The 12,264-nt window shown below is 62.5% G+C and carries 11 protein-coding genes and 1 pseudogene; 7 read left to right on the forward strand and 5 right to left on the reverse strand.

Annotation, left to right across the window (positions count from 1 at the left end; translation table 11 throughout):
- Positions 1–98: 98 nt before the first annotated feature.
- Both C7401_RS27845 and C7401_RS27850 read right to left on the reverse strand, forming a co-directional pair.
- Entirely contained in the window at positions 99–1,388 is a 1,290-nt protein-coding gene (locus C7401_RS27845) for a sensor histidine kinase (protein ID WP_112174664.1), read from the reverse strand.
- A complete protein-coding gene (locus tag C7401_RS27850) occupies positions 1,378–2,067 on the reverse strand; it encodes a response regulator transcription factor (RefSeq protein WP_112174663.1) in 690 nt (229 codons plus the stop codon). The genes C7401_RS27845 and C7401_RS27850 overlap by 11 nt, the downstream gene beginning before the upstream one ends.
- Positions 2,068–2,358: 291 nt before the next feature.
- Here C7401_RS27850 and C7401_RS27855 point away from each other — a divergent pair, with 291 nt between their 5' ends.
- From C7401_RS27855 to C7401_RS27880, 6 genes and pseudogenes are all read left to right on the forward strand, one after another.
- A complete protein-coding gene (locus C7401_RS27855; RefSeq protein WP_244314767.1) occupies positions 2,359–3,198 on the forward strand; it encodes a phosphatase PAP2 family protein in 840 nt (279 codons plus the stop codon).
- A 274-nt stretch (positions 3,199–3,472) separates the two neighbouring features.
- Positions 3,473–4,453, forward strand: coding sequence for a chromate resistance protein ChrB domain-containing protein (locus C7401_RS27860; RefSeq protein WP_112174644.1), 981 nt, complete (start codon positions 3,473–3,475; stop codon positions 4,451–4,453).
- Positions 4,450–5,636 (forward strand): annotated as a pseudogene (locus tag C7401_RS27865) (chromate transporter). The gene C7401_RS27860 and the pseudogene C7401_RS27865 overlap by 4 nt, the downstream one beginning before the upstream one ends.
- 31 nt (positions 5,637–5,667) lie before the next feature.
- A complete protein-coding gene (locus C7401_RS27870) occupies positions 5,668–6,402 on the forward strand; it encodes a superoxide dismutase (RefSeq protein WP_224043866.1) in 735 nt (244 codons plus the stop codon).
- 60 nt (positions 6,403–6,462) lie between these two features.
- Positions 6,463–7,704: an MFS transporter gene (locus tag C7401_RS27875; RefSeq protein ID WP_112174646.1), complete on the forward strand. Its 1,242-nt coding sequence runs from the start codon at positions 6,463–6,465 to the stop codon at positions 7,702–7,704.
- 56 nt (positions 7,705–7,760) lie between these two features.
- Positions 7,761–8,744, forward strand: a complete 984-nt coding sequence (locus C7401_RS27880; RefSeq protein ID WP_372460501.1) for a YncE family protein — start codon at positions 7,761–7,763, stop codon at positions 8,742–8,744.
- Positions 8,745–8,757: 13 nt separating this feature from the next.
- On the opposite strand, the gene C7401_RS27885 is transcribed toward C7401_RS27880, so the two are convergent.
- From C7401_RS27885 to C7401_RS27895, 3 genes are read right to left on the reverse strand one after another with little or no spacing between them, the layout of a single operon-like run.
- Positions 8,758–8,958, reverse strand: a complete 201-nt coding sequence (locus C7401_RS27885) for a DUF1289 domain-containing protein (RefSeq protein ID WP_112174648.1) — start codon at positions 8,956–8,958, stop codon at positions 8,758–8,760.
- A gap of 3 nt (positions 8,959–8,961) precedes the next feature.
- A complete protein-coding gene (gene dmeF, locus C7401_RS27890; RefSeq protein WP_112174649.1) occupies positions 8,962–10,251 on the reverse strand; it encodes a CDF family Co(II)/Ni(II) efflux transporter DmeF in 1,290 nt (429 codons plus the stop codon).
- Between the two features lie 7 nt (positions 10,252–10,258).
- Entirely contained in the window at positions 10,259–10,531 is a 273-nt protein-coding gene (locus C7401_RS27895) for a metal/formaldehyde-sensitive transcriptional repressor (protein WP_112174650.1), read from the reverse strand.
- A 414-nt stretch (positions 10,532–10,945) separates the two neighbouring features.
- On the opposite strand from C7401_RS27895, the gene C7401_RS27900 reads away from it, so the two are divergent.
- Entirely contained in the window at positions 10,946–12,151 is a 1,206-nt protein-coding gene (locus C7401_RS27900) for an MFS transporter (RefSeq protein WP_112174651.1), read from the forward strand.
- The last annotated feature ends 113 nt before the right edge of the window (positions 12,152–12,264 follow it).

Below are 12,264 nucleotides of genomic sequence, written 5' to 3' on the forward strand. Positions count from 1 at the left end.
ACGTTGTGCCGCCCATGTGGGCGGCTTTCGGGACGAAGACTACGCCACGGCTTGTGAAGTTTTCGTCAAGAACCCGTTGGGTTCCCGTGGCGCCTCGCTCAGGTCCGGCTCGCAGCCGGAAGACGCAGCGAGACGCGCGTGCCCTGGCCGGGCTCGCTGCCGATCTCGATCGGCCACCCGTAGCGCTCGCACAGCTTCCTGACGATGGACAGGCCGATCCCGACACCAGCGGGCGAGGCGTCCGGCGATCCCGCCTGGTAGAACCGGTCAAAGACATGCGGGATCGCATGCGCCGGAATACCCGGCCCCGTGTCCTCGATAGACAGCCAGCCTTCGGCGTAGCGAAAGTGCAGGCCGCCGCGGTCGGTATGGCGCACGGCATTGTCGACGAGGTTGGAGAGCACGATCGCAAGCGCCGGCCGGTTCGCCATGACATGAAGGTCGCCGTCTATGTCGATGGTCGTCTGAAGCCCCTTTTGGGCGAGCCGGTCGGCAAACGGTGTCAGCGCGGTTTCGATCATCTTCGCCATCGCCACCGGCTCCACTTCGCACGCGGAGTCTTCCCGCGCGAGCATGAGCAGCGCGTTGGCGAGTTCGCGCATGTTGTCTGCCGCTCGCTCGATCTGCTGTAAACGCGCGCGCGATTTGCCGCGGATTGCCGCATCCTGCTCGAGCAGCTCGCAGCTTGTCTTGATGGTCGTGAGCGGCGTGCGCAGTTCATGGCTGACGTTCCCCGTGAACGCCTTCTCGCGCGCGATCATGCCGGCCATGCGCTGGTGGTAGTCGTTGAAGGCCTCCACAAGCCCTGCGAGTTCGGTTTCATCGTATTTGCCCGGCTGGATCGGCGCCGATTCTCCGAGCCGCAGCGTCTTCACCTGCCTGGCGAGCCCCGCAACCTGTCGCACCAGCAGGCCGGACAGGCCAAAGGACAGCCATATCGTAAGGAGTGCAAATATGCCCGTTCCGCCCATCAACGCATTGATGACTTCCTTGAAATGCTTTTCGTAGATGTTGAAGTCGTAGACCCGGTACAGGCGTGCCGTGCCTGCTGTTCCCATGGGCGCGATGGCGACGTGGATCTCCCGTTCGTCGATGATGATTTCGTGCGTGCCGAATGGCAGGTTCCTGACCGTCGCGGGCAGCGCGACGGACTCGCGATCCGCGCCGGAAACGTAGCCGTTCATTCGTACGTCGAATGGCGGCAGCAATGCCGGATTGGCCTGGTAGCCCTTGAGCACGTTTGTCATGTCGTCGCGGATAAGCGCCGCGATCAGGCGCTCTTCCTGCGCTTCGGCCAGCGCCCGCACGCCCAGCGCTTGGGCGAGCAGCAGCGCGATGGTCAGCACCGAAAAGAACAGGGCGACCTTGAAGCGCAGGCTATTTCGCATCGCCGCCACTCGTCGCGAGCCGGTACCCGACGCCATGCAGCGTTTCGATCACGTCCGTTTCGGCGGGCCGGGACAGCGCCCGGCGCAGGGTATAGACGTGTGTGCGCAGCGTGTCGCTGTCCGGCAGTTCCTCCCCCCAGACTTCGGCCTCGAGCTCGGCGCGGGTGAAGGTGCGGTGGGGCGACTGCATCAGGACGCGCAGCAAGTGAAGGCATTTGGGCGGAAGCTTGACGGGGCGTCCGGCGCGTTCGACCGTCATCGTCGACAGGTCGAGGCGCACGTCCGCGAAGCGAAGATCCATGGTGGCGACCTGGCCACGATAGCGCTTGATCATGGCGCCCAGCCGTGCGCCCACTTCTTTCAACGAGAACGGCTTGACCAGGTAATCATCGGCGCCGTGCACGAAACCCGCGAGCTTGTCGTCAAGCGCGTCGCGCGCGGTCAGCATCAGCACGGGGGTGTCGCGGGCCGCCTCTTCCCGCAGCCTGCGACAGAGCGTGAGGCCGTCCATGCCCGGCAGTGACAGATCGAGAAGGATGGCGTCCCAGGAGTCGGCGAGCGCCATCTGCAACCCCGCGTTGCCATTGGCCGCTACGTCGACCTCATAGCCGCCGGCCTCGAGATAGTCGTAGAGGTTCGCGGCGATCGCGGAGTCGTCTTCGACAATGAGTACCTTCATGGACATCCGATTAACACGTGCCAGCTGGAAGAGTGGTGATGCTACCGCAGACTGTGTCTTGTGCTGCGGTTGCGAAAATCCGGTTGCCTCTCGATCTCGCGTCGTCGGTGCTTATGCACGTAAGGTTGCGTCCAGATTACAGGTAAAGTTGCCGATATCGCGTCGGGGCGTCCCGAGCGCCCGATCCAGCGGACACTTGGGCCTGACCTTCTCACAACGCGGGCAGGCGGGGGGCATGGCGACCGACGCGTGCCGCAGGTTGTGTCCAGCACGGGTCACCGGAGGTTCCCGATGAAGCCGCTGAGCGCGTTTTTCTGCAAGTTGTTGCGACGGTTTTCCGATATGGAGCCTGGAGCTGTGGTTGGCGGCGAAGAGGGGTGGCGATTTGTGCTTCGCCGTACGGGTTTTGCGAAGTTGGCGGTGGCCGTCATGCTGGTACTTGGCGGCATCTGGCTGTTTCTCGGGATTCTCGAAGACATCCTCAGCGGGGACCCCCTGGTCGCCGTCGACCGGATGCTCCACAAGGGGCTGCATGGGCTTCGCACTCCGCTCGTCGACCACGTGATGGTGGCAGCTTCGGAGCTTGGCGATGCTGCGGTCACGATTCCCGTCTTTCTGGCCGTGCTGTCTGTGCTCCTGGTTCGGCGCGAATGGCGGACGGCCGGGTACTGGATCGTCGCAATCGCGATGGCTGAAGCATCAGTGAAATTAATCAAATTTGCTGTGCAACGGTCACGACCGGTGTCTATCTACGAAGGTATTGAAAGCTTTTCCTTTCCAAGCGGCCACGCGACACTGAGCATTGTCATCTATGGCTTCCTCACGTACCTCGTCTGTCGCGGCCATCAAAAGCGCGCGCAGTTCAGGATTGCCGTGATAAGTGGTTCGGTAATAGCACTGATATCCATCTCCCGCCTGTACCTCGGTGTTCACTGGTTATCCGACATTCTGGCCGGTCTAAGCCTCGGCACGGCATGGATCGTGTTTCTTTCCGTAGCCCATCATCTCAGGGACCGCGATACACGAGGTTCGCCCGTGCTGTTGGTGGTCGCGCTCGTCACATTGCTGACGACTGCTGTGGTTCACATATCACTCCACCACAGTGCTGATCTTGTTCGCTATGTGATGTAGCTGAAGACGCATATGTGGTCAAACCGGCTCGCGCATTGGATCCGGTCAGGGAACCTGCCAGCAACACAGCGATCGTGGACGGGATGCCAGGAATCGCGTCGGGCCGTCCACGCGCAGGCGGTTTTATGGTGACCGCCTTTCCTGGTCTTCGGCGCTGGACCGACATTGCGCAGAACAGCGCGGCGTCCGGCCAGGCATGCGCCGGTTCAAACGGGATTCTGGTCGATAAAAAGTTAACTTGTAGAGAGTGCTACATCAACGTAGCATATCCTACATGAAATCACTATCGACCTGGTCGGTCCTTGTACTGACCCTGCCCACCGAGAACGCGACGGCCCGCATGCGTTTCTGGCGCGCACTCAAGGCGCGGGGCTGCGCCGTCCTGCGCGACGGCATCTACCTCTTGCCGTACACGGAAGCGGGCGAGGGCGTGCTGCGTGAGCTTTCGAGCGCCATTGGTGAAAGCGGTGGCACAGCCCATCTGCTGCGCGCGCCCAGCCTGGACGAGTCGCAAGAAGGCGAATTCCGCGCGCTGTTTGACCGCGCCGACGAGTACGACGGCCTCATCCGCACGCTCGCCGATGCCCGGAAGGCGGTTTCAGGCCAGTCGGCCGCCGAACTGACGAAGGTGTTGCGGCGCCTGCGCAAGGACTACGAAGCCATTGCTGCGATCGACTTCTTTCCGGGCGAGGCGGCAACGCGTGCCGAGGCGGCCTGGCAGGATTTTGTGGCGCACGTCGATACGGTTCTCTCCCCTGGCGAGCCACACCCGGCAGACCGCGCAATCCGTTCGCTCTCTGCCGGGGACTATCAGGGGCGGACGTGGGCGACCCGCTGGCGAATGTGGGTCGACCGTGTGGCGAGTGCATGGCTGATCCGCCGGTTCATCGACCGGGACGCTCGCTTCATCTGGTTGACTTCGCCGGACGCCTGCCCGCCGGACGCGCTCGGCTTCGATTTCGACGGCGCCGCCTTTACCCATGTCGGCGAACGCGTCACGTTCGAGGTACTGCTGGCGAGTTTCGGGCTGGACACGGATCCGGCGCTACTGCGGCTCGGCGCACTGGTTCACGCGCTCGATGTGGGCGGTGCGAATGTGCCAGAAGCCATCGGTTTCGAAGCGGTCATGGCCGGCACCCGCGAGCGAGCGGCAGACGACGACCAGGTGCTCGACGGCATGAGCCCGGTGCTCGACTCGATGTATGCCCACTTCGCGGCAAGCGAAAAAGGCAGCGACAAGGGAAGGCGCTCATGAGCACGACGGCCGCGCATGTGCCCGGCTATACGCTCGGCCAGATGGCGCGCTCTACATGCTGAAGCTCGGCACGGTCGGTTTTGGCGGACCGGTTGCGCTCGTTGGCTACATGCGTCGCGATCTGGTTGAGCAGCGCGGCTGGATCGCCGAGGCGGACTATCGCGAAGGGCTCGCACTGGCGCAAATGATGCCCGGTCCACTCGCCGCGCAGCTTGGCATCTATCTCGGCTTCGTGCACTACCGACTTCTGGGCGCAACGGTCGCGGGCCTCGCTTTCGTACTGCCGTCATTCCTGATGGTCGTCGCGCTGGGCTGGGCCTATACGCATTTTGGTGGACTCTCGTGGATGCAGGCGGTTTTCTACGGCGTTGGTGCGGCGGTAGTCGGCATCATCGCGATGAGCGCCTGCAAGCTGACGACGAAGACGCTAGGCGCGGACCAGCTGCTCTGGGTCGTCTACCTGATTCTCGCGGCGGTGACGGTCGCCACGGAATCCGAAATTGCGTGGCTTTTCATCGCGGGTGGCGTCGTCAACTGGCTGCGCCGCTCGCCGCCCCGCTGGCTCGGTAAAGGCGGTCTCAACGCACTGGCTGTGACCCAGGCGCCCACACTTGCAGGCGTGTTCAGCGGCCTGGATCTCCCACTGCTTGGCCAGATTGGCCTTTTCTTCACGAAGGCGGGTGCCTTCGTGTTCGGCTCTGGCCTTGCGATCGTGCCGTTCCTCTACGGCGGCGTCGTGACCGAACACCACTGGCTCAACGACAAACAGTTCGTCGATGCCGTGGCAGTCGCGATGATCACACCGGGGCCGGTCGTCATCACGGTCGGCTTTATCGGCTATCTGGTTGCAGGCCTGGCTGGTGCCTGTGTCGCCGCGCTCGGCACGTTTCTGCCGTGCTATCTGTTCACCGTGCTACCCGCACCGTACTTCAAGAAATACGGGCGGCTTCCGGCCGTCAAGGCGTTTGTCGACGGCATTACCGCCGCGGCCGTTGGTGCGATTGCCGGTTCGGTCATCGTGATTGCGAGGCGTTCGGTCATCGACTGGCCTACCGCGCTGATCGCGCTCGCAACCGTGGTGCTGCTGTGGCGCTTCAGGAAGCTTCCGGAGCCTGTGATCGTCGTCGCAGCCGCCCTGATCGGGCTCACGCTCTATCCGCTTCTCCACCTGCACGCCACATAAACCGCGTGCGGGAAACCTGTGAGGAATGCAAATGAAAACGCGTCGCAACTTTCTGCACGACACCGCCGCAGTCGGCGCAGGAGTCATGCTTGCCCAGGCGCAGATGGTTCACGCTTCCAGTACGCCTGGCTATGTCGACAGGCTTGTCAGCGCGGACGGCAAGTATGCGGCGGCGCCACTGCCGTTTGCCTACGATGCGCTCGAACCAGTCGTTGATGCCCGAACGGTGGAGCTCCATTACAACTTCCATCACAAGCCGGCCGCCGCCGCCGCGAACAAGGCGGAGGAAGGGCTCGCCAGGGCACGCGAGACCGGCGACTTCGCGCTGGTGAAGTTTCACGAGAAGGAGCTTGCCTACCAGTTGTCCAGCCACATCCTGCACACTATTTACTGGACGAGCATTTCGGGCAAGGGTGGTGAGCCAAAGGGCGAGCTCGCAAAGGTGATCGACAGCCACTTCGGCTCCTACGAGAAGTTCAAGGCGCAACTCGTTGCAGCGACCGTTGCGACTGAAGCCTCAGGCTGGGGTGTCGTCGGCTATCTCCCGGCGTCCGGAAAGCTCATGATCCTCCAGTGCGAGAACCACCAGAAGCTCACGGCATGGGGCATCCAGCCGATCCTGGTCATCGACGTCTTTGAGCATGCCTACTACCTGAAGTATCAGAACCGCCGCAATGAGTATGTCAGCCAGCTGTTCAGCATCATCAACTGGGACAACGCTGCGATGAGACTTCAGGCGGCTATGCCGTCACGCTCGTCGGCCTGATCCCTGCGCGGAGTCTGTACGTGCGTGGCGTGCCTCCGACACGAAAGCACAGGTGCTGCAATGACTCCTGCCAGGGCGCCAGTATCTAGCCTGCCTCCGTCTGCGGACGTGGACCATAGCGTATGGCTGCTGCTCGCCGCACGGAGCCTGCGCGGACTCTGCGACGGATTCGTCGCCGTGCTGCTGCCGGCGTATCTGCTCTCGCTCGGTTTCGGCAAGCTTACGGTTGGCCTGATCGGCACTGTCACGCTGCTGGGATCGGCTGTTGCGACGATTGCCGTCGGCCTGCTGGGTAGCCATTACCCGCAGCGTGCGCTGCTGCTCTTCGCTGCGGCGCTGATGGCGGCAACGGGTGTTGCGTTTGGATTCCTGTCATCACTCTGGCCGCTGCTCGTGGTGGCGTTTGTCGGCACGCTCAATCCGGGTTCGGGTGATGTCAGCCTGTTTCTGCCACTTGAGCACGCACGCCTCGCAGAATCGGCGAAGGGCGACGCCCGAACCGCGCTCTTCGCCCGCTATAGCCTGGTGGGTGGATTCTCGGCTGCACTGGGCGCTTTGCTGGCCGGACTACCGGACTGGATTGCGGCGCATGCGGGCGTGTCCGCGCTCTTCGCCATGCGCGCAATGTTTATCGTCTACGCGGTAACGGGCCTCATGGTCTTCCTGCTGTACCTCAGGTTGCCGAAACGCGAGGCACACACGACGGCCGCCCGCACACCGCTCGGCCCGTCTCGCGGAATTGTCACACGTCTCGCAATGCTCTTCAGCGTAGATGCGTTTGCGGGAGGGCTGCTCGTGAACTCGCTGCTCACGCTGTGGCTGATCCAGCGCTTTGGCCTCTCGCTCGCGGCTGCTGGCCAGTTCTTTTTCTGGTCAGGCCTGCTCAGCGCGGGGTCGCAACTGGCCGCGGTCCCGATCGCGCGAAGGATCGGCCTGCTCAACACCATGGTGTTCACTCACATTCCGTCGAGCGTGTGCCTGATTGCTGCCGCCTTCACGCCAACGCTGTCGCTGACCCTGGTGTTATTGCTTGTGCGCAGCGCGCTCTCTCAGCTTGATGTGCCGACGCGCAGTGCTTACGTGATGGCCGTCGTGACGCCACCTGAACGGCCGGCCGCTGCCAGCTTTACGGCGGTGCCGCGTAGCCTGGCGGCGGCCGTCGCGCCAACGATTGCCGGCGGCCTGCTTGGAGCGGGATGGCTTGGGGCGCCGCTGATCGCATGTGGCGCACTCAAGATCGCCTACGATCTCGCGGTGCTTGCCTCTTTCCGTCATATCAAGGCGGACGGGGGACCATCGTGAAGAGCGCACGCGCAGGCCATCGCTTCGCCTCGGCACTCATCGGCGTGCTTTTCGCGATCGCGGTTGCAGCCGGGACCGGTGCCGGTTGCGGCGCACATGGTGCGGACGACGCGGAAACCGGCAATTTGCCACTGAAGCACGTGGAGGATGTCCCGCTACCCGGACGAGCAACGCGGTTCGACTATGAAAGCTACGACCCTGCCAGGCACCTGCTCTTCATCGCGCACCTGGGCGACAGCGAAGTGGTGGTGTTCGATACCGTTGCGTCCCGCGTCGTCGCGCGCATACCCGGCGTCGCGTCAGTGCATGGCGTGCTGGTCGTGCCCGAACTGTCCCGTGTGTACGCGTCGGCAACCGGCACGAATGAGGTCGTCGCGATAGACGAGCGCACGCTGAAAATCATCTCCCGGGCGCCTGGCGGCATCTATCCGGACGGCATGGCGTACGTGCCCGACTTACGCAGGCTCTACGTTTCAGATGAGACGGGAGAGACCGAGACGGTGATAGATGTCCCGGGCAATCGCGTGATTGCCACGATTGCGCTCGACGGAGAAGTTGGCAATTCGCAATACGACCCGGTTTCGCGCCACATCTTCGTCAACGTGCAGACGCGACGCCAGCTGGTGGAGATCGATCCGGGCAGCAATACGATTGTTTCCCGTATCGATCTGCCGGGTGCGAAAGGCAATCACGGCCTGCTGATTGTCCCGGAGTCGCGTCTTGCGTTGATCGCGTGTGAGGACAACGATCGCCTCTTGGTGCTCGACATGCGCACGATGAAGGTTGTCTCGGCGTTCGACGTCGGCGGCGATCCTGACGTGCTTACGTACGATCCCGCGTTGCGCGTGGCTTTTGTGGCAGGCGAGGCCGGCGTCGTCTCGATGTTCAGTGTCGACGCCTTCCGCGTGTCGAAGATTGGCGACGGACATGTGGGACCGAACGCGCACGTTGTCGATGTCGATGCGGCGACGCACCGGTCGTTCTTCCCGTTGAAAGGCGTCGACGGGCATCCTGTGCTGCGGATCATGGCGCCGCGATAAGGTATTCGCCCCGTCAGTCCTGTTTCGACGCCTGCGTCGTTTCGTGTCCCAGCTTCGCCTGTCGCCGGGACCTTTCATTGAGGATCTGGTGGCGCCGGTGGTCGGTCATCTTCCTCCAGCCCCGTGCTTCCTCGCGCGTCCGGTAGCAACCGGTACAGAATCCGGTCTTGCCATCGAACGCGCAAAGATCGATGCAGGGTGATTTGACGGCCATGGCTCAGGCCGCGGCGCGGGGGGCGTTTACCTCAACCGTCACGTGTGACAGTCCCTTGAAGCGCTTGAGTGCGGCATGGTAGTAGCCGGGGCTGCGCAGTGCCTCACGGGTGACCACCGACACGATCGCGCTCATGTGCCCGGGGCCTACACGCCACACATGGAGGTCAAGAACAGTGTCCCCGTTGTCTTCAATGAGATGGCGCACGTTCTCGGCCATGCGGCGGTCCGGGTTCATGTCGAGCAGAATGCCCCCCGTGTCGCGCATGAGACCCCACGACCAGTTTGCGATAACGAGGGCACCGATAATGCCCGCAAGCGGGTCCATCCAGACCCAGCCAAACTCGCGGGCCAGCAGCAGGCCAATGATGGCCAGCACGGAAACGGCGGCGTCCGCAATGACGTGAACGTAGGCCGATCGAATGTTGTGGTCGCGGTGCGCAGCTGCCGATGCGTCGTTGTGGTCGTGGTCATGCTCTTCGAACGCAAACTGCTGCTCGCCATCGGGCAGGTGGACAACAGCCTGGAATGCGTGCGGCTCGGGAATGTCATCCTTCGATTCCAGGTAGCCACCGCGGTCCGCGAACGCGAAGGTCTGCCGAGTGCCGTCCGGGCGGATCGTCGTGACGGAAACGGCATCGGCGCTCAGTTTCGAGGAAGCCGTTTCGGGCGTGATGCGGAAGACAGGCGGTACACCGTCTTCGAAGACCGACAAGGCAAATGCGCCAGCGCCAGCGAAGATGTGATGCACCTCGTCCTCGTGACCGTGTTCGTCATCATGGCCGTGGCTATGTCCATGACCGTGGCTATGTCCATGGCTATGGCCGTGGTGATTGCCGCTCAGCAGCCAGACGCTCGCAAGATTGACGAGCAGGCCAAGCACGGCAATTGGGATGGCTTCACCGAAGTGAATCGGTACCGGCGAAAGGAAGCGTGAAACGGCTTCGTACGCAATGAGCAGCGCGATCATGGCGAGCACGATGGCGCTGCTAAAGCCTGCAAGATCCCCCAGTTTGCCCGTGCCGAATACGAAACGGCTGTCGCTCGCATGCTTGCGTGCGTACGTGTACGCGAGCGCGGCAATGAGCATCGCGCCAGCGTGCGTCGACATGTGCAGGCCATCGGCGACAAGTGCCAGTGAGCCAAAAAGGCTGCCGCCAACGATCTCGGCCACCATCATCGCGCTGCACAGCGCAATCACCATCCACGTCCTGCGCTCGTTGTCCTCATGGGCCGCGCCCAGAAAGATATGGTCGTGTCCCGCCCCGAAAGCGGCGTCCTCAAACCTGCTCATGTTTCTCTCACTTGAAGTAGCTGTGGACAACTTCGATCAGCTGCTCTTTCCCGCTGCCATGATCGTGGTCGGCTTCCGCGTCGACGAGATGGGTGCGGATATGGTCCTCGAGCACCACGGCGAGCAGGCCGTTCATCGCGCCGCGGCTGCTCGTGATGAGTTGCAGCACATCCATGCAGCCGCGTTCATCCTCAAGCGCGCGCTCGATGGCCTCGACCTGTCCCTTGATGCGGCGCACCCGGTTAAGCAGTTTCTGTTTGTCGCGAATGGTGTGGCTCACAGCGGGCCCCTAAATACGGTAGGGGGGTATATTACCCTGGATAGGGTACTGAGGTATAGGTTTTACCTCGGAGCATGTCAGGAATTTCCCGGGACGATTCGGCGGGAGGCCGGGGCCTGCGAGGGAGGAGCGTGTCCGGGCAGCGGAGTCGCCGGAGTTGCAGCGGAGAGCCCGGGATCGAAGCTGGCACGCTTTAAGCCAGCCCTAAGCTACACCCGGATACGATCCCGGCGTTCGATAGTCAGCAGCGGTGGAATTAATAACTTCCTGGTAATTTTCGGCGTGAGCCTGTTCGCGCTCTCGTCACTGGTGTTTCTGGTTGCGCTCCTTGCCGGCGGCGTACCCTAGGCTTTTTCCTGGCCCGCGTATGCGGCCGCGCTCCTCGAACGTGCTATTTGATGCCGTCCCTATCGAATGCAAGGCGAACCGCAAGTCAGTGTCGTCAGGCAGATTCCGCGCAGCGTGTGGGTTCTCGGATGTGTGAGTCTTTTCATGGACATCTCATCCGAAATCATTCACAGCCTGCTGCCCATGTTTCTGCTGGCTACCCTCGGCGCCGGCGCGGGCACGATTGGATTCATTGAAGGCATCGCGGAGGCCACGGCTCCCATCGTCAAGGTATTTTCTGGGACGTTGAGTGATTACCTCGGCAACCGGAAATGGCTGGCTGTAGCCGGGTATTCGCTTGGTGCACTGAGCAAGCCGCTTTTTGCCCTCGCACCGAAAGTTGAAGTCGTGGTGGCGGCACGCGTCATTGACCGTGTCGGCAAGGGTATCCGCGGCGCGCCTCGCGATGCGCTCGTCGCGGATGTCACGCCGCAGCACCTGCGCGGCGCCGCCTTCGGCCTGCGTCAGTCACTCGATACGGTCGGTGCGTTCCTCGGACCGCTGCTGGCCGTTCTCATCATGCTGGTGTGGGCCGATAACTTTCGGCTCGCCTTCTGGCTTGCAGTCATTCCCGGCGTGCTCGCGGTTGCGCTGTTGACGTTTGGTATCAGGGAGCCCAAACACGAGGCAAGTGCTAAAAGAACTAACCCTGTGCGATGGGAAAATCTCAGGGGCCTTGGGTTGGACTACTGGTCGGTCGTCGCAATCGGCGCAATTTTCGCGCTCGCGCGTTTCAGCGAGGCGTTTCTGGTTCTTCGCGCCATGGGTAGCGGCGTACCGATTGCGCTCGTTCCGCTGGTCATGGTGGCAATGAATTTCGTCTACGCACTGTCCGCATATCCCAGTGGGAAACTCGCGGACACGATGAGCCATACGCGGCTGCTGGCAGGTGGTCTCATAGTCCTGATTGGCGCCGACCTCGTGCTCGCACACGGCACCAACTGGAGCGTGGTCGTCGTGGGCGTCGCGCTTTGGGGCTTGCACATGGGGATGACACAAGGTCTGCTTGCCACGATGGTCGCAGACACGGCGCCCGCTCATCTGCGCGGTACCGCGTTTGGTTTCTTCAATCTACTTAGCGGTATCGTGACGCTGGTTTCGAGCGTTGTGGCCGGGCAGTTGTGGGAGCGCCAGGGCGCAGCCACGACGTTCTATGCAGGGGCAGCCTTCGGGATCGCAACCGTCGTGCTACTCCTCTTTCATCCGACGCCCCACACAGGAAAAACCCGCTGAGCCGCTGGGGCGGTCAATGACGGGCCTGCTTTTGAATCTCGCCAGCCAGTAAGGTCAATTGGAACACTTCGGCGTTCCTCGATCTGAACATTCGCCATCGGCCGAGGCGATTC

It is taken from the genome of Paraburkholderia unamae (assembly GCF_003268775.1).
Classification (GTDB): Bacteria; Pseudomonadota; Gammaproteobacteria; order Burkholderiales; family Burkholderiaceae; genus Paraburkholderia; species Paraburkholderia unamae.